The following is a 16,275-nucleotide window of genomic DNA, read 5'->3' as shown; positions in this document are numbered from 1 at the left end:
TTAATTATTTTTTATGCATAAAGAATAGGTTTATTCTTCACTCATGTTACAAAACGTGTAAGAGTTTGAGGTTCACATGAGCATTTCAACAAAACTAAAACTAGGGGTTCTTGCTGCTGTTATTTCAGCAACTTCGTTTTCTGCTGCAGCACGCGACTTTTTGAATGTCTCTTATGATCCGACGCGTGAACTCTATGAAGACGTCAACAAAGAATTTGGTAAATACTGGAAAAGCCGTACTGGCCAAAGTATTAACTTTAAACAGTCACATGGTGGTTCAGGTAAACAGGCGCGTGCCGTGATTGATGGTCTGGATGCCGATGTCGTAACTTTGGCATTAGCCGCTGACATTGATGTACTGGTCGAAAAAGCCAAACTGTTACCTGCAGACTGGCAGAAAAAATTACCACAGAACTCAACACCATATACTTCTACCATCGTATTCCTGGTACGTAAAGGCAATCCAAAGGGTATCAAGGATTGGGGTGATCTGGTAAAACCAGGTGTAGCGATTATCACACCAAATCCTAAAACTTCAGGCGGTGCACGCTGGAACTATTTAGCAGCTTGGGCATATGCCAAACACTTACCGGGTGGTAACGACAAAACTGCACAAGAATTTGTTCGTAAAATCTATAAACAAACCAAAGTACTTGATTCAGGTGCGCGTGGTTCAACCACCACTTTTGCTGAACGTGGCATCGGTGACGTATTGCTGGCTTGGGAAAATGAAGCACATTTAGCCCTTCGTGAACAACCGGGCAAGTTTGAAATTGTGACTCCCTCCCTGTCAATTCTGGCTGAGCCACCCGTCGCGATTGTTGAGAAGAATGCCAATAAAAAAGGCAACAAATATCTGGCACAAGGCTATCTGAACTTCCTGTACTCACCATTGGGTCAGGAAATCTCAGCACGTAACTTCTATCGCCCACGTAATGAAAAAGTACTGGCGAAATATAGCCAAGTCTTTAAGCCATTAAAACTGGTGACTATTGATCAGGAGTTTGGTGGCTGGGATAAAGTACAGAAAGCCCACTTTGAAAATGGTGGTGTTTTTGACCAGATCGTTAAAGCTAACAGCGCAAAAAATAATTTAAGCTGATTTCATACAGGAGCATCGACATGACTCATACGCTTATTGTTCCCGGTGTAGGTGGCAGTGAATACAATCACTGGCAAACCTGCCTGCAACACCGGCTCATGCGTTGCTCCCGGGTGCAGCAAAAAGACTGGAATCATCCGGTACTGGATGTATGGGTCGCAGAATTTGTTAAAACCCTGCAAGCCATTCCAGATGATGTACAAATTGTGGCACATAGCTTTGGCTGTTTGACCAGCGTGGCAGCACTGGCCCAGTATCCTGAACTGAATACTAAAGTCAAAAATCTGGTGCTGGTTGCACCTGCCAATCCGGCACGTTTTGGGGAAAATGGTTTTGCCCGTGATAGCCAGATGGATTACAGCGCCTATTTTCAGCAGCTCAAGATTCAGGCTCCAACGACTTTGCTGATCAGTGAAAATGATCCTTGGCTGAGTTTTGAAGATGCTCAGGTTCTGGCGAAAGCCTGGAAGATCAAACCAATTAATCTGGGAGCTGTAGGCCATGTCAATGTTGCTTCCGGTTTTGGTCCTTTCCCTGAAATTGAACAATATTTGATTTCAGAAAAGGCTATGCACCATATCAGCAAAGTTGATGAGAGCAAGTATTATTTTAAATTTGCATTTTAGTCCCTGCAAATTATGCTTGTGCCGATTCTATTTTCTAATTTTCGCTGGTTAACTTTAACCAGCATTCTCTCTTTTGAGGAGTAATCATGTCGCAGCGATCCCGAGTGCTGCCAGGATTTGGTCTTTCTCTAGGCTTTACCCTAGCGTATTTGTCATTAATCGTTCTGATCCCGCTATCTGCCGTTTTTATTAAATCACTCGGCATTGGCTGGGAAGGCTTATGGGAAATCCTGAGCTCTGAACGTATCTTGAAATCATTACAGCTAAGCTTTAGTTCAGCCATTATTGCTGCTTTGATTAATGTAGTTTTTGGCCTGTTACTGGCATGGTGTCTGGTGCGTTATAGCTTTCCGGGCAAACGTATTGTCGATGCACTGGTCGATCTGCCTTTTGCCCTGCCAACCGCAGTTGCCGGTATTGCTCTGACTTCTTTATATGCACCGACGGGCTGGATTGGTCAGTATTTAGATCCAATTGGCATCAAGGTGGCTTATACCCCGATCGGTATTACCCTGGCCTTGATCTTTATCGGTATTCCTTTTGTGGTCCGTACGGTACAGCCGGTTCTTTCTGATTTAGAAACTGAACTGGAAGAAGCGGCTTCTGCACTCGGTGCAAACCGTTTTCAGATTGTCACCAAAGTCATTTTCCCGATTCTGCTGCCAGCACTGATCACAGGTTTTGCTTTGGCCTTTGCACGTGGTGTCGGTGAATATGGCTCGGTCATTTTCATTGCCGGTAATCAGCCCTTTGAAACTGAAATTGCGCCATTAATGATTATTTCCCGTCTGGAAGAATATGACTATGCCGGTGCGACCACAATTGCTGTAGTAATGCTGCTCATTTCGTTTGTGATGCTCTTTTTGATTAACTTATTGCAAGCTTGGGCGAGCCGCCGTACCGGGAGAACTGCACGATGAGTTTAAATACCAACAGCAATGCGCTGGCTGAAAAGCTGCAATCCCGCGATGCGACTCGTGAGCCGACCTGGGTACGTTATACCCTGATTGCGATTGCACTGATCTTCTTTTTAAGCTGCCTGATTCTGCCTTTGGTTCTGGTCTTTGTTGAAGCATTTAAACAAGGGGTTGGCGTATATACGCAAGCCCTTGTTCATCCAGATACTTTATCTGCGGTCAAACTGACTTTACTAACGGCTGTGATCGCGGTACCAATGAATGTAATATTCGGCATAGCTGCAGCCTGGTCAGTAGCGAAGTTTAACTTCCCTGGTAAGTCAATTTTAACCACCATTATCGATATGCCTTTCTCAGTATCACCTGTTATTGCAGGTTTGATGCTGGTACTGATTTTCGGTACTCAAGGCTGGATGGGTGGCTGGTTGATGGATAATGACATCAAGATCCTTTACGCCGTTCCTGCGATTGTTCTAGCAACGATCTTCATTACCGTACCTTTTGTAGCACGTGAGCTGATCCCTTTAATGGAAGCGCAAGGTACTGAAGAAGAAGAAGCTGCGATTGTACTCGGTGCATCTGGCTGGCAAACCTTCTGGAAAGTGACCCTGCCAAATATCAAATGGGGTCTGATTTACGGCGTAATTCTGTGTAATGCCCGCGCCATGGGTGAGTTCGGTGCAGTATCAGTGGTTTCTGGCCATATCCGTGGTGAAACCAATACTTTGCCGCTACACGTCGAGATTCTTTATAACGAATATACCTTTAGTGCTGCGTTTGCCGTGTCATCACTCCTGGCTCTCCTCGCAATTGTGACTCTGGTTCTGAAAACCTGGGTCGAACTGCGCCAGGAAAAACAAGACAAACGTAATGACGATTCAACAGTTTCTTAAGGAATGCCCACATGAGTATTCAAGTTAAAAATATTGAAAAACACTTTGGTGCATTCCATGCACTGAAAAACATTTCACTGGATTTCCCGGATGGTCAGCTGGTTGCCCTGCTCGGCCCTTCAGGCTGCGGTAAAACGACTCTATTGCGTATCATTGCTGGTCTGGAATCTGCTGACGGTGGTCAGGTGATTCTGGAAGGACAGGATGCAACCAATGTTCACGTTCGTGAACGTGAAGTGGGTTTTGTATTCCAGCACTATGCCCTGTTCCGTCATATGACCGTATTCGATAACGTGGCTTTTGGTCTGCGTGTCCGTCCACGCTCTACTCGTCCATCGGAAGCAGAAATTAAAAAACGTGTGACCCGCTTGCTTGATCTGGTACAACTTGGCTTCCTGGCAGACCGTTATCCGGCTCAGCTTTCTGGTGGTCAGCGTCAACGTATTGCTTTGGCTCGTGCACTAGCCGTTGAGCCACGTGTACTGTTACTGGATGAACCGTTCGGTGCACTAGATGCCAAAGTCCGTAAAGAACTACGTCGCTGGTTACGTACCCTGCATGATGAACTGCACATTACTTCAATTTTCGTCACTCACGACCAGGAAGAAGCCTTAGAAGTTGCTGATCAGATCGTGGTGATGAACAAAGGTAATGTGGAACAGATCGGTTCACCACGTGAAGTGTATGAAACACCGAAAACACCATTCGTGTTTGACTTCCTGGGACAAGCCAACCGCTTCGAAGGCCAGAATAATGGCGGCATACTTCAGCTAGGTGAAGACCGTATCCAGTTCGATGCCGCCAAACAGGCAGCTCAGGGTAATGTCATTGTCTTCGCTCGCCCGGATGAACTGCGTATTCATGCCCAACCACAAGAGAATGCGATTCAGGCCACGTTTATTCGTGAACTCTGGATTGCAGGAAAAGTCGTTGCAGAATTGAATGACCGCCAAGGCAATCTGATTGAAATTTCACTGACACCAGAAGAAGCCCGCGCTCATCAATTCCGTCCGGATCAAACTGTTTGGTTGAGTGCATTAAATCTGCATTTATTTGAAAACCAGGTCGCGTAAGACTGCAAGATGGGGCTTTAAAATGCCCCATCCTCTTATAGGGTAAAGAATTATGAATTTCCAACAATTAAGAATTATTCGAGAAACTGTTAGACAGAATTTTAACTTAACTGAAGCTTCAGCCGCGCTTTACACTTCGCAGTCAGGTGTCAGTAAGCATATTAAAGATTTAGAAGATGAGCTTGGTGTACAGCTATTTATCCGTAAAGGTAAACGCCTATTAGGACTGACTGAACCAGGTCAGGCACTTCTTGGTATTGTAGAACGTATGCTGGTTGATGCAGACAATATTAAACGTCTTGCAGATGACTTTAACAAGGTCGATGAAGGTACATTAACGATTGCAACGACGCATACCCAAGCACGTTATGTATTACCGCCGATCGTGAATCAGTTCAAAAAAGAATTTCCGAAAGTTCATCTGATTTTGCAACAAGCCAGTCCAATGGAAATTACTGAAATGCTACTTCAGGGTGAAGCAGATATCGGGATTGCGACTGAAGCCTTAACGACTGAAGAAAATCTGGCGAGTGTGCCTTATTATAACTGGCAGCACAGTATTATTACGCCGCAAAATCACCCGCTAAATAGCAAAGAACAGATACGTATTGAAGACCTCGCTGGCTATCCGATTATTACTTATCATGGTGGTTTCACAGGCCGTTCTAAAATCGACTCAGCCTTTGAAGAAGCCGGTGTAGATGTGGATATTGTAATGTCAGCTCTGGATGCTGATGTGATTAAAACTTATGTCGAGCTCAACATGGGTGTCGGTATTGTCAATGATCTGGCTTATGATCCAGAACGTGACTATCGTTTGAAACAAATTAAAACTGATATTTTTGGGGTAAATACTACCTGGATCGCAGTACGTAAAGGCCACTTATTACGTGGTTATGGTTATGAGTTTATTTCTTTATGCTCACCAGATGCGGACATCAAGGCACTGAAAAAAGTGGCTTATCCAGATGAATAATATGGATTGTACTTTCTGAATTGAAGAGGCGTATTGCCTCTTTTTTTAATTTTAACCGTAGATTATTTCATTATAAATCAAGCATAATTACAGTATAATTCAATAAATAAATTATATTAATGATGAGCTATAGATTTTCCCTCTTGGGATATGGACTGATTTTTTCCGGGACAAGTTTTGCTGCCGCTTTTGAGCAATCCAATCAAACTATCCAGTCCTTTTTTGAAAAGGAGCATTATGTCGAAGTTTCATTTGCCTGGACAAATCCCAATGTCAGCGGTCAGGTGCAGCATACCGAAGTATTAGAACAATTAGGTATTCAGGATTTTTCCACGGGTCAGCTTGCGAATAATCAGCTGGTTGCGAATGCTGCATTAAAATTACAACTTCACCCACAGATCTCTTGGGGTATCATTTACGATCAGCCCTTCCATGTGGATGTTGCCTATCAATATAGTCCAATTTTTGCAGGTGAACTTACAGAGATTGAGGCAGCCGATATTGAGTTTGATAGTCATAATCTGACTTCCATTCTTGGATATCAGCCTGATCCAAACTGGAATCTCTATGCAGGACTGAGTTATCAGACCTTAGAAGGTAATTTAAGTTTGGTAGGTGAATCTTTTTCAGTCTTTAATGGTTATCACGTTCAGCTTGAACAAAATGCTGACTGGGGTTGGCTCGCTGGAATGAGCTATCAAACTCCTGAGTATTTCTTTAGAAGTTCGCTGACTTATCGTTCAGCCATAAATCATCAACTGCAAATCACAGAATCACTTATAGTCGGCACAACTACGCCCAGCTTTACGAAAATACAAACACCTCAGTCTATTAATTTAGATATTCAGACCGGACTTCCCTCCCAGAATATTTTTTATGCAGGATTACGCTGGGTAAACTGGCAAGATTTTGTCATTCAACCACCAAAATTCGGTGCAGTGATTGATTATGCCGCTTTGGAGTTTCCTGAAGCGAAAGATATCAAGATGATCGATTATCAGGAGGATCAATGGTCTGCTAAATTTGGAATCGCCCATCAATGGCCTTCTTCTGTTATTCATTCTTTTGAAATTCTATGGGACTCAGGTACGGGAAATCCAGCTTCTACCTTGAATCCGAGTGATGGTTCTTGGGGAGTGGGTTTGGGCTATTTTCAGAATTTTCTAAAACACTGGGATATTGCTACAGGACTGTATTATTTAAAATTCCAGAAGCCTAAAACAGATACAAACGCTGTTATACCCCAGTTTGTAGGCTTATCTGCAGTAGATGATAACGATGTTTGGGTCGTCGGTATGAAGTTGGGCTATCATTTTCAATAGCTTCTAATAAATAAAAAAAACGAGCCGAAGCTCGTTTTTTTATTAGGCTTAGCAGCTACAGCTTAGAAGCGGAAGCTTACACCCAGTTTTGCCACTGGGAACCATTCATATTTATTATCTTCGCGAATTTTACGTTCTTCATTTTCAATCGCTGTACCTACGCTAGGAGAACCTTCTACTGGTGCAAGACCTGTAGCAGTTAAATCCACAGTTGGGTTACCATTGTAGTATGCGCCGATTTCACCAAATACACCCCAACGGTTAGTGATTGCTGGAGAGAAACCAAGACCTACATACGGAGCAATATTATTTTTGTAAGATAACTTACCATTTACACGACCTTCTGTAGCACCAGCAGCAAGTTGATAGTCATTGTTATCAATGCTTAAAGTTTCACCACCACCAATACGGCGAGATAGATCGTAATCATTATCAATATATGCTACACCGGCAGCCATATAGAACCAGTTCGCCCAAGGACGAATTTCAGCGTTCAAATAAGTCAGGTTATTGTCCATATCTAGGTCATATTTTGTACCATTGATTGATAAATCATCAGTCCAAGAAATATCACCGCCGTTATAACCTAGAGTAACGCCTACATAAGGGTTAGCACTCCATGAGATTGCACCACCGTAACCGGTAGTACCCACTTCAGCACGAACAGCTGCAGGTTTAAAGAAAGAGAATTCAGCTACGCCTTCATCTGTTACGATTGTTTCATCAGCAGCCATGACAGATCCAGCTGTGGCAGCTAGAACGGATACTGCTAAAAGTTGATATAAAGCTTTCATTATTTCTCTCCTCAAAAGAACTTTTTTTTCATCATTAGTTATTTGTGATGAGCTCAATATAAAGGAGCCAATGAATATTTTTTATTCGTGTTTTGCTGAGCTTTTGTTATTTTTTGATACATATTAATTTTTCTTGTTGAATGATAAGCCTTTTTTAAACAATGTTTGTACATATCTAAAATACGAAAAGGATACTAATCACTTTACTTGCGAATTTAATTCAGCACCCTTCCTAGTTTTCCATCTTTTTAGAGCAATATAGTGTAAAATATCGGAAATTTTTTTCTGGAAGGAAGATCATGTCTCAGCTTTCAACAATCATTGAACAAGCGTTTGAAGACCGTGCGAATTTCACAGCAGCAGACTGTCCTGCTGAAATCCGTCAAGCAGTTGAGGAAGTAATTGCTGGCCTGGACAATGGTACTTTACGTGTTGCTGAAAAAATCGAAGGTGAATGGGTTGTTCATCAATGGATTAAGAAAGCGGTATTGTTATCATTTAAATTAAACGATAACAAACCAATGGAAGCTTGTGATCTTCGCTTCTACGACAAAGTAGATACTAAATTCTCTGACTGGACTGACGAGCAGTTTAAAGCTGCTGGCGTACGTGTTGTTCCTCCGGCGGTAGCGCGTAAAGGTTCTTTCCAGGCGAAAAACGTGGTACTGATGCCTTCTTATGTGAACATCGGTGCTTATGTAGATGAAGGTACGATGGTTGATACTTGGGCAACTGTAGGTTCATGTGCTCAAATTGGTAAAAATGTTCACTTGTCTGGTGGTGTAGGGATCGGTGGTGTTCTTGAACCGCTTCAAGCTAATCCAACTATTATTGAAGACAACTGTTTCATCGGTGCACGTTCTGAAATCGTTGAAGGCGTAATCGTTGAAGAAGGTTCTGTCATTTCAATGGGCGTATTCATTGGTCAATCTACCAAGATTTATGACCGTGAAACTGGCGAAATCCATTATGGCCGCGTACCTGCTGGTTCTGTTGTGGTATCAGGCAGCCTGCCATCTAAATGCGGTAAATACAGCTTATATGCAGCTGTAATCGTGAAAAAAGTAGATGCGAAAACTCGTGCTAAAACTAGCCTGAACGATCTGCTTCGCGAAGACTAAGATGTCTTAACCTAGAGGACACATTTGTGTTCCCCGGAGCTTCAACCGCTCCTCGTCTCTACGGTCAGCAATGATCGTAGGGATTTTTATTTTTATACATTGTTATTTATTTTTCAGTGGTTAATGTTGTTATGAATACGCTTCGATCTTCCGCAATTCCAGTTTCTGATCCGTCTGCGGGCTTACGCATTACTGAGATCTTCTATTCATTACAAGGTGAAGCCAATACTGCAGGTTTACCTACCGTATTTATCCGCTTAACCGGCTGTCCACTGCGCTGTACCTATTGTGATACTACCTATTCTTTTGAAGGTGGCGAGCGCAAATCTTTAGATGACATCATCCAGACCACGCTTGATTTTAAAACGCCTTATGTCTGTGTGACCGGTGGTGAACCATTGGCGCAACCGAACGCCCTACCTCTGATACAGCGACTTGCAGATTTAGGCTGTGAAGTCTCTTTAGAAACCAGTGGTGCATTAGATGTTTCTAAAGTGGATGCACGGGTATCCAAAGTACTGGATTTAAAAACGCCAACTTCAGGTGAAGTTGCACGAAATTTGCTTACAAATCTGGATCATTTGACTCAGCATGACCAGATTAAGTTTGTGATCTGTAATCGTGAAGATTATGAATGGTCAAAACAGCAGGTAGAACAGTACCAGTTGAATGAAAAAGTCAGTACAGTCTGGTTCTCCCCTGCATTTGCAGTTGAAAAAGGAGCTGCACGCTTGCCACAATTGGCACGTGATCTGGCTCAATGGATTTTAGAAGACCATCTCCCTGTTCGTTTCCAGCTGCAGCTGCACAAGTTGTTATGGAATGATGAAACTGGTCGTTAATTTTTGTAAATTTACTATATTGGAGTATTTGTTATGCGCCCTCGTGCCATTGTATTGTTATCTGGCGGATTAGATTCAACAACCTGTCTGGCTTGGGCGCAGGCACGCTATGAATGTATCGCACTGAGTTTTATGTATGGCCAACGCTCTACTACAGAACTTGATGCAGCTCGTGCACTGGCTCAACGCTCGGGTGTAGAACATCGTGTCATTAATATTGATTTAGGTAACCTAGGCGGCTCAGCCCTTACTGATCATAGCATTGAGGTACCAGACCAATTGCAGGAAGGTATTCCGGTAACCTATGTACCTGCACGAAATACCATCTTCTTATCTTATGCTTTGGCTGCTGCAGAAGTGTTCGGTGCTGAGGCAATTGTGATCGGGATTAATGCGGTGGATTATTCAGGTTATCCAGACTGCCGCCCGGAATTTATCGAAGCTTTTGCCAACATGGCACGCCTTGCAACCAAGGTTGGTGTCGAAGGTCAGGCCCTGAAATTTGAAACACCTTTGTTACATTTATCCAAAGCAAATATCATTCGCTTAGGCCTAGAACATGGCGTAGACTACAGTCAAACGGTATCTTGCTACCAAGCAGATGACCAAGGACGTGCGTGTGGAACATGTGACAGTTGTCGTTTACGCAAGCAAGGTTTTGCTGATGCAGGTGTTGAAGACCCGACACGTTATTACCTTTAAAATCGATCAAGGTTATAAATCCATATTATGAATATTAAAGCCAAATTACTTGCGACTAGCCTACTCTCTTTGTCTGCCCTATTTTCAACTGCATCTTTTGCAAATAATGATCAAGCTAAGGCAAAAGCAGAATTTGAGGCAATGAAAAAAGAATACACAACTGCCATGAAAAATGCTGGAAGCAGTTCAAATGTACGTGACGGTTTAATTAAAGCCTGTGCTATTCCATACAAACAGGCAGTGAAGTACAAAAAACTGACTCAGTCTGATGTGAATAAGCTTTGTACATGTGAAGTAGATGCAGAAGGTAAATTGACTCAAGCTCAGAAATGGCAGATTCAAAGCACCATTAACCAGAAGAAAAACCCTGCAACTTTAGACTTTGTTAAAAAACAAAGCCAGAATGTGCAGTCTTGTGTAGGCCCACAGCTCGCAGGTAAATTAAATTCACTTGCTGCAGAAGCCAATAAAGCCGCTCAAAAGAAATAATCCTGACGGATGTTTTTCTAGAATAAGCCACTATAATGTGGCTTATTTTTTTGAAAAAATTTAGAAAAATTGGAGAGACCATGTCTGAGATCAGCTTACCTGAGCACACTTTTTCAACCACTACAGGTGAAATTAATCTGGCCCAACTGGATGCAGAATGGCTGGTTATCTATTTTTATCCTAAAGATTCGACACCTGGCTGTACTACTCAGGCAGTCGGTTTCTCTTGTTTAAAAGATCAGTTCGATGCACTCAATACGACTATTCTGGGCGTATCACGTGATTCGGTTAAAGCGCACCAGAACTTTACTGAAAAACAGAATCTGACTATCAATCTGATCAGTGATAAAGAGGAAGTGTTATGCAAACACTTTGATGTCATTAAAGAAAAGAATATGTATGGCAAGAAAGTCATGGGCATTGAACGCTCTACCTTCATTTTCCATAATGGCAAGCTGGTCAAAGAATACCGCAAGGTAAAAGCTGCTGGCCATGCTGAACAGGTTTTAGAAGATTTGAAAGCATTACAAGCTGCTTAAGATCTTTCATAAAATCAAAAAAAGGCATGAATAGAAATATCATGCCTTTTTCTTTAGAGGTACTACAAAGAATAATTCAGTTCACTAAAGAAACTGCAATTGACCACATTACACAGCCAATGAGTACATCCAGTATTTTCCAGGCTTTTGGACGCTGAAAAATAGGTTGCAAATAACGTGCTGCATAGCCCAGTCCAAAAAAGAATACAAAGGACGCACTAATCGCTCCTAAGGCAAATTGTATCTGTGCATTGGAATATTGGGTGGAGATGGAACCAATCAAGACCAAAGCATCCAGATAGACATGCGGATTGAGCCAGGTCAGCATCAAACAGATCAGCAAAACCTTATATAAAGAAGGCACATCTTTTTGATCTGTGTCCAGACGCTGCTCATTCTTCCAGGCCTGATAAAAATGCTGAGCGCCATAGATCGCCAGAAAAGTTGCACCCAGATATTTCGCCATATTGATCCAGTGTGGATTAACCAGCATTAATTGTGAAAATCCCAGAACACCGGCAAAAATCAATATTGCATCAGACAATGCACAACACATACAGATTGCAAAGACATACTGCTGTTTCAAGCCCTGTTTTAATACAAAAGCATTTTGTGCACCAATGGCAATAATCAGGCTAAAGCCTACTGCAAGACCTTGTATATATGCATTTAACATTGGAATATCATGGAATTATAAAGATGGGGATCATTATCTATGTTATTCTTTTCAATTAAATATAATTAAGAAAATATCATTCAGACTAAATTTTATTTAGGTAAGCTATGCCACTTAATTCTAAAAACTGTGATGCTTTTCTGGCTGTTGCAGAAACCCAAAGTTTTGATGCTGCCGCAAAAGTATTAAATATAACGGCTTCGGCAGTCACTTTAAGAGTGCAAAATCTGGAAAGAGATCTGGGGCAAGTTCTGGTACTACGTGAGCGTCCTTGTAAAGTGACTAATGCCGGTCAAACCTTACTGAATTATTTGCAGCATCAACGCCTGTTGCAGCAGCAATTGATCCAGCAATTAAATGGTCAAAATAAAGCAGAATTTAGCTCGATTCATATTGCGGTAAATGCAGATTCACTCGCAACCTGGTTATTTCCCTGTCTGAACACTACCCTGCTTGCAGAGAAAATCACTTTGAATCTTCAGGTTGCTGTTCAAAGTGAAACTCATAAGCTTCTAGAGCAGGGTCAAGTCAATGCCTGTATTAGCAGTGAGAGTGAAGCCATGCCGGGCTGTAAGGCTTATTTTATCGGGCAGATGCATTATAGAATGGTCGCAACACCTGCTTTTGTGCATTCCTGGTTTAAACAAGGCATTCACCGGGAATCACTGCGTAAGGCACCCGCTGTGATTTATAATGATCAGGATCATTTACATAGCCATCTACTGTTAGCTCAATTTGGCTTAAACCAGCAATGTTTTCCTTTTCACTATATTCCCTCCTCGACCGCCTTTGCGGACGCTATTTTTTCTGGATTAGGATATGGTTTGGTGCCGGATTATCAAATTGCGGACCGGATTCAAAATGGGACACTGATCGAAATACTGCCTGAATGCTGTTGTGATGTACCTTTATATTGGCATCACTGGAAACAGCAGTCTCCCGCTCTAAAACAGTTAACCAAAGTCATTCTGGAACAGGCAGAACAATGTATGAATAATCCAATTCAATAAGCAGTTCTATGATGTCCTGCCGAATTCACAGAAATTGAATATCAGATTATTGGGTTTTCCACTGTCCCATTAGGTGAATATTAACTTTTTCACCCACGCCTGCAGTGGCTTTCTTCATCCCAAAATCTGAGCGATTAATTACCGTGGTTGATTTCACATCGAGTAGATTAGGATTACCCTTGTTCGGTGTCAGCGTGGTATCGAATACCACTGGTCGAGTAGCCCCTCTTAGAGTGAGTTGACCCATGACCTGATAGCGATTCGTACCATTTGGCTTAAACTGGGTACTTTTGAAATTGACCGTTTTATAGCGCGATGCATGAAACAGGTCCTCACCCATAATCATATTTTTAAGGCTAGGTTTGGAAACCTCCAGGCTATCCACCTGCATAGTGAACTCAGTAGATGACTGTTGTGGCTGATCAGGATCAAACTGCATGGTTGCCTTGAACTCTTGAAAATTTCCCTTTACCACATTCAAACCCAAGGAGTTAATGCTAAAGCCGACACTACTTTGAGGCGTCAATGTCCAGCTTTTAGCATACGCAGCCGATATACACATAGCAGATAGAGCACCCGCATAAGCTATATTTTTCAGGAATAGATTCATTGTGTTCATCCTTAACAATCAAATGAACTCACTACCTTAAAACGGTTTTAGCCCAGATTTGTTTTATCATTTAGTTCAAACTTGTTGACCAATTGTTGATAAATCTCATTATTTTTAAATTTATGTAAAAACTCACTGGTGCCTAAAGGAAAAGCCGATTCCACCACTTCACCGCGATAATACGCTTCACGTAAAGGAGTGGCGGATATAGCGCCGACCAAGCTATCGAGTTCCACCATTTCCCATTCCGGGAACAAACTTAAATAATAAGAAGATTCATCTTTAAAGTGTCCAATTAGACCAACTTTTGCTTCTGCTTCAACTACTTCAGACACCAACGATTTCACCAGTTTTTGCCATTTTTCATCATTATAGACATCAATGACATGGACAAATTTAATGCGCTTCTGATCTGCTTCAGAAAAATTCGACAGGATCATTTCTTCACGTTCAGTGGCCAGAAATGGATTTTTAATATTGCGTTCTTGCTGTGCTGAGCCTAATGCCAGAATCACCTGCTGGCTCTGCTGCAAGGCAATTTTAATCGTTTGCATATGGGCCAGATGGAAAGGTTGAAAACGACCAATAAACACCAGGTAATCAAATTTATACTTCATAGCACATCTTACTTTTATGAACGCATCAGTTATGCCGCAGGGAATTTTTTGCGACATAATAAGCGCCAATAAATTCATATTAATAAAGCAAGGATAGTACGATGACACTGAGCTGTATTCAACAACCGCATCAGCATTTAAATGCGAATTTAGACCATGGCGTATTGACCTTAGCCATTCACCGCCCTGAGGCAAAAAATGCGCTTTACGGCGAACTATATCTATGGATCGCACAGGCGCTGGATGAAGCAGATCAGGATAGTAGTGTGCGTGTCGTGATTCTACGTGGTCAGGATGCAGACTTTAGTGCCGGCAATGACATGCAGGACTTCATGAAGTTTATTCAGACACCTCTGCAAGCTAAGGCTGGCGATACCCCTCCTTTTGTCCTGTTGAAGTCTGCTGCAAAATTTTCCAAGCCTTTAATTGCAGCCGTTCGTGGCGTTGCGATTGGTATCGGGGTAACGATTCTGCTGCATGCTGATCTGGTTTATAGTGACAATACTGCCCTGTTCCAGATTCCATTTGTTAGTCTTGGCCTGTCTCCTGAAGGTGCTTCAAGTAAGCTGTTAGTACAACAAGCTGGCTATCATAAAGCGGCTGAGCTATTGCTTACGGCACAACGGTTTAATAGTGAAAAAGCATTGGGCGCAGGTCTGGTAAATAGCATTGAGGAAGATGTCTATGCTGCTGCTGAAAAACAGGCACAAACTTTGGCTGCTTTACCACTTGCTTCCATTAAGCAGACCAAAGCACTGATGAAGCATAATCTGGCTGAAATTATCGAGTGTATTGATGATGAAGCGGAGATCTTTATGAAACGTGTGGGTTCACCTGAAATGACGGAAGCCATTCAGGCGTTTATGCAAAAACGGAAACCTGATTTCACACAATTCAACTAATTCTGAAACTTATCTTTTAATTGAGGCAGTTTAGACTGCCTCAATCTTTTATTTTTTTGAAAGAATCTAGCTTATGACTAATGAAAACTCCCAAACGACTTCTCAAACAACCGATAGTTCAAATCCTGAAAAGAAACGTTACTACGAACCTGCACCTCAGGATATTGATGTAGACAATTTCCGAAAGGTCATCGAAAGCCGACGTTCTGTACGTAAATTCACTAAAAAGCCAATTCCTGCCGAGGTCCTCGATGCCTGTCTGGATTTGGCCTTGCTGGCACCAAACTCTTCAAACCTGCAGCCGTGGACATTTTATGTGGTGCAGAACCCATCCAAGAAAAAACGTCTGGTTAAAGCATGTATGAGCCAGCTTGCTGCTAAAACAGCTTCAGAACTGATTGTCTGTGTGGCACGTACTGACCGTGTAGATGAAATGGCAAAACTGAATATCAGCGAGTTTCCATTTCCTGAGGCTCCACCAGCCATTAAAAAGTACTATAAGTACATTCCATACAACTACAAAACCGGTTATTTAAATGCCTTTGGTAACTTTAAGAAAGTTGCTTTCAAAGTAGCACGTACACTCGATAAACAAATGCCAGTGTCTGCATTTAGCCCTGCTGATGCGAAACTTTGGGCAAGTAAAACCACAGCATTAGCCTGTGAAAACCTGGTACTGGCTTTACGTGCTTATGGTTTTGATAGCTGTATGATGGAAGGCTTTGATGAACCAATGGTTCGTGAAATTCTGGACCTGAATGATCAGCAATATCCGGTGATGGTGATTGGTGCTGGTGAACGTGCCAAAGATGGCGTGTTCTTCCCGCAGTATCGTTTTGATCGTGAGCTGTTTATTCAGAAGGTTTGAGTTTAAAAGTAGTATTTAAAGGATTTAATAATATTAATTTACTTAATATTTGATGACATGGATGTCGCTTAATTAACCCGAATCCTGCTTAAGCCGATGACTTCATAATTTGAATTGTTGGCTTATTTTTATGGATCAGTTGATATGCACACAAGGACGCGTAAATCCCTCCTAGAAATCCATGAACACTACGTGC

The 16,275-nt window shown here is 42.1% G+C and carries 19 protein-coding genes and 1 pseudogene; 15 read left to right on the top strand and 5 right to left on the bottom strand.

The features are described from left to right. Window positions 1-76 precede the first annotated feature (76 nt). The 7 genes from FTV25_RS08010 (at window position 77) to FTV25_RS07980 (ending at window position 6,909) form a co-directional block, all read left to right on the top strand. The gene (locus FTV25_RS08010; RefSeq protein ID WP_180002809.1) at window positions 77-1,102 is read left to right on the top strand and encodes a sulfate ABC transporter substrate-binding protein; all 1,026 of its coding nucleotides are present in this window, start codon (window positions 77-79) and stop codon (window positions 1,100-1,102) included. A 20-nt stretch (window positions 1,103-1,122) separates the two neighbouring features. Beyond that, window positions 1,123-1,728, top strand: a complete 606-nt coding sequence (locus FTV25_RS08005; protein ID WP_179992693.1) for an alpha/beta hydrolase — start codon at window positions 1,123-1,125, stop codon at window positions 1,726-1,728. Between the two features lie 86 nt (window positions 1,729-1,814). Further along, window positions 1,815-2,648, top strand: coding sequence for a sulfate ABC transporter permease subunit CysT (cysT, locus tag FTV25_RS08000; protein ID WP_004784537.1), 834 nt, complete (start codon window positions 1,815-1,817; stop codon window positions 2,646-2,648). Beyond that, window positions 2,645-3,538: a sulfate ABC transporter permease subunit CysW gene (cysW, locus tag FTV25_RS07995; protein WP_180002807.1), complete on the top strand. Its 894-nt coding sequence runs from the start codon at window positions 2,645-2,647 to the stop codon at window positions 3,536-3,538. Before cysT ends, cysW begins: the two co-directional genes overlap by 4 nt. 11 nt (window positions 3,539-3,549) lie before the next feature. Further along, the gene (locus FTV25_RS07990) at window positions 3,550-4,611 is read left to right on the top strand and encodes a sulfate/molybdate ABC transporter ATP-binding protein (RefSeq protein WP_004784543.1); all 1,062 of its coding nucleotides are present in this window, start codon (window positions 3,550-3,552) and stop codon (window positions 4,609-4,611) included. Between the two features lie 52 nt (window positions 4,612-4,663). Beyond that, complete coding sequence (locus tag FTV25_RS07985; protein WP_179992692.1) at window positions 4,664-5,587, top strand: CysB family HTH-type transcriptional regulator; 924 nt, start codon at window positions 4,664-4,666, stop codon at window positions 5,585-5,587. 119 nt (window positions 5,588-5,706) lie between these two features. Continuing rightward, entirely contained in the window at window positions 5,707-6,909 is a 1,203-nt protein-coding gene (locus FTV25_RS07980; protein WP_180002805.1) for an outer membrane protein transport protein, read from the top strand. A 62-nt stretch (window positions 6,910-6,971) separates the two neighbouring features. On the opposite strand, the gene carO is transcribed toward FTV25_RS07980, so the two are convergent. Next, window positions 6,972-7,703 carry an ornithine uptake porin CarO type 6 gene (gene carO, locus FTV25_RS07975; protein WP_180002803.1) on the bottom strand — a complete coding sequence of 244 codons (732 nt, stop codon included), beginning with the start codon at window positions 7,701-7,703 and terminating at the stop codon, window positions 6,972-6,974. Between the two features lie 299 nt (window positions 7,704-8,002). On the opposite strand from carO, the gene dapD reads away from it, so the two are divergent. From dapD to FTV25_RS07950, 5 genes are all read left to right on the top strand, one after another. Further along, window positions 8,003-8,824, top strand: a complete 822-nt coding sequence (dapD, locus tag FTV25_RS07970; protein WP_004784553.1) for a 2,3,4,5-tetrahydropyridine-2,6-dicarboxylate N-succinyltransferase — start codon at window positions 8,003-8,005, stop codon at window positions 8,822-8,824. Between the two features lie 131 nt (window positions 8,825-8,955). Then, window positions 8,956-9,666, top strand: a complete 711-nt coding sequence (gene queE / locus FTV25_RS07965; protein ID WP_159124056.1) for a 7-carboxy-7-deazaguanine synthase QueE — start codon at window positions 8,956-8,958, stop codon at window positions 9,664-9,666. Between the two features lie 33 nt (window positions 9,667-9,699). After that, on the top strand, window positions 9,700-10,368 hold the full coding sequence (queC, locus tag FTV25_RS07960; RefSeq protein WP_034704975.1) for a 7-cyano-7-deazaguanine synthase QueC: 669 nt from the start codon (window positions 9,700-9,702) through the stop codon (window positions 10,366-10,368). Window positions 10,369-10,395: 27 nt separating this feature from the next. Next, on the top strand, window positions 10,396-10,857 hold the full coding sequence (locus FTV25_RS07955) for a hypothetical protein (protein WP_034171206.1): 462 nt from the start codon (window positions 10,396-10,398) through the stop codon (window positions 10,855-10,857). An 80-nt stretch (window positions 10,858-10,937) separates the two neighbouring features. Further along, window positions 10,938-11,396, top strand: a complete 459-nt coding sequence (locus tag FTV25_RS07950; RefSeq protein WP_159124055.1) for a peroxiredoxin — start codon at window positions 10,938-10,940, stop codon at window positions 11,394-11,396. Window positions 11,397-11,472: 76 nt separating this feature from the next. Here the strand turns inward: FTV25_RS07950 and FTV25_RS07945 are convergent, their stop codons facing one another. After that, on the bottom strand, window positions 11,473-12,072 hold the full coding sequence (locus FTV25_RS07945; protein WP_166138351.1) for a LysE/ArgO family amino acid transporter: 600 nt from the start codon (window positions 12,070-12,072) through the stop codon (window positions 11,473-11,475). A gap of 107 nt (window positions 12,073-12,179) precedes the next feature. On the opposite strand from FTV25_RS07945, the gene FTV25_RS07940 reads away from it, so the two are divergent. Continuing rightward, window positions 12,180-13,082: a LysR family transcriptional regulator ArgP gene (locus tag FTV25_RS07940; protein ID WP_180002801.1), complete on the top strand. Its 903-nt coding sequence runs from the start codon at window positions 12,180-12,182 to the stop codon at window positions 13,080-13,082. A gap of 46 nt (window positions 13,083-13,128) precedes the next feature. On the opposite strand, the gene FTV25_RS07935 is transcribed toward FTV25_RS07940, so the two are convergent. Beyond that, window positions 13,129-13,692 (bottom strand): YceI family protein, encoded by a 564-nt coding sequence (locus FTV25_RS07935; RefSeq protein ID WP_180002799.1) that lies wholly within the window; start codon window positions 13,690-13,692, stop codon window positions 13,129-13,131. A gap of 47 nt (window positions 13,693-13,739) precedes the next feature. Further along, window positions 13,740-14,309: a nicotinate-nicotinamide nucleotide adenylyltransferase gene (locus tag FTV25_RS07930; RefSeq protein WP_004784571.1), complete on the bottom strand. Its 570-nt coding sequence runs from the start codon at window positions 14,307-14,309 to the stop codon at window positions 13,740-13,742. A gap of 101 nt (window positions 14,310-14,410) precedes the next feature. Here FTV25_RS07930 and FTV25_RS07925 point away from each other — a divergent pair, with 101 nt between their 5' ends. Together FTV25_RS07925 and FTV25_RS07920 are read left to right on the top strand one after the other, a co-directional pair. Then, window positions 14,411-15,211, top strand: a complete 801-nt coding sequence (locus FTV25_RS07925) for an enoyl-CoA hydratase (RefSeq protein ID WP_180002796.1) — start codon at window positions 14,411-14,413, stop codon at window positions 15,209-15,211. Window positions 15,212-15,284: 73 nt separating this feature from the next. Then, a complete protein-coding gene (locus FTV25_RS07920; protein ID WP_166138362.1) occupies window positions 15,285-16,079 on the top strand; it encodes a nitroreductase family protein in 795 nt (264 codons plus the stop codon). 88 nt (window positions 16,080-16,167) lie between these two features. Here FTV25_RS07920 and FTV25_RS07915 read toward each other — a convergent pair. Further along, window positions 16,168-16,275 (bottom strand): annotated as a pseudogene (locus FTV25_RS07915) (IS982 family transposase); the annotation flags it as partial.

Source organism: Acinetobacter sp. YH12249, from assembly GCF_013417475.1.
Taxonomy (GTDB): Bacteria; Pseudomonadota; Gammaproteobacteria; order Pseudomonadales; family Moraxellaceae; genus Acinetobacter.
This window is presented reverse-complemented; position numbering and strand designations above follow the sequence as displayed.

What these genes read in the sequence shown, in the direction of transcription:
- FTV25_RS08010 (WP_180002809.1), top strand. Translation starts at nt 77, where the DNA reads ATGAGCATTTCAACAAAACTAAAACTAGGGGTTCTTGCTGCTGTTATT.
- FTV25_RS08005 (WP_179992693.1), top strand. Translation starts at nt 1,123, where the DNA reads ATGACTCATACGCTTATTGTTCCCGGTGTAGGTGGCAGTGAATACAAT.
- cysT (WP_004784537.1), top strand. Translation starts at nt 1,815, where the DNA reads ATGTCGCAGCGATCCCGAGTGCTGCCAGGATTTGGTCTTTCTCTAGGC.
- cysW (WP_180002807.1), top strand. Translation starts at nt 2,645, where the DNA reads ATGAGTTTAAATACCAACAGCAATGCGCTGGCTGAAAAGCTGCAATCC.
- FTV25_RS07990 (WP_004784543.1), top strand. Translation starts at nt 3,550, where the DNA reads ATGAGTATTCAAGTTAAAAATATTGAAAAACACTTTGGTGCATTCCAT.
- FTV25_RS07985 (WP_179992692.1), top strand. Translation starts at nt 4,664, where the DNA reads ATGAATTTCCAACAATTAAGAATTATTCGAGAAACTGTTAGACAGAAT.
- FTV25_RS07980 (WP_180002805.1), top strand. Translation starts at nt 5,707, where the DNA reads ATGATGAGCTATAGATTTTCCCTCTTGGGATATGGACTGATTTTTTCC.
- carO (WP_180002803.1), bottom strand. Translation starts at nt 7,703, where the DNA reads ATGAAAGCTTTATATCAACTTTTAGCAGTATCCGTTCTAGCTGCCACA.
- dapD (WP_004784553.1), top strand. Translation starts at nt 8,003, where the DNA reads ATGTCTCAGCTTTCAACAATCATTGAACAAGCGTTTGAAGACCGTGCG.
- queE (WP_159124056.1), top strand. Translation starts at nt 8,956, where the DNA reads ATGAATACGCTTCGATCTTCCGCAATTCCAGTTTCTGATCCGTCTGCG.
- queC (WP_034704975.1), top strand. Translation starts at nt 9,700, where the DNA reads ATGCGCCCTCGTGCCATTGTATTGTTATCTGGCGGATTAGATTCAACA.
- FTV25_RS07955 (WP_034171206.1), top strand. Translation starts at nt 10,396, where the DNA reads ATGAATATTAAAGCCAAATTACTTGCGACTAGCCTACTCTCTTTGTCT.
- FTV25_RS07950 (WP_159124055.1), top strand. Translation starts at nt 10,938, where the DNA reads ATGTCTGAGATCAGCTTACCTGAGCACACTTTTTCAACCACTACAGGT.
- FTV25_RS07945 (WP_166138351.1), bottom strand. Translation starts at nt 12,072, where the DNA reads ATGTTAAATGCATATATACAAGGTCTTGCAGTAGGCTTTAGCCTGATT.
- FTV25_RS07940 (WP_180002801.1), top strand. Translation starts at nt 12,180, where the DNA reads ATGCCACTTAATTCTAAAAACTGTGATGCTTTTCTGGCTGTTGCAGAA.
- FTV25_RS07935 (WP_180002799.1), bottom strand. Translation starts at nt 13,692, where the DNA reads ATGAATCTATTCCTGAAAAATATAGCTTATGCGGGTGCTCTATCTGCT.
- FTV25_RS07930 (WP_004784571.1), bottom strand. Translation starts at nt 14,309, where the DNA reads ATGAAGTATAAATTTGATTACCTGGTGTTTATTGGTCGTTTTCAACCT.
- FTV25_RS07925 (WP_180002796.1), top strand. Translation starts at nt 14,411, where the DNA reads ATGACACTGAGCTGTATTCAACAACCGCATCAGCATTTAAATGCGAAT.
- FTV25_RS07920 (WP_166138362.1), top strand. Translation starts at nt 15,285, where the DNA reads ATGACTAATGAAAACTCCCAAACGACTTCTCAAACAACCGATAGTTCA.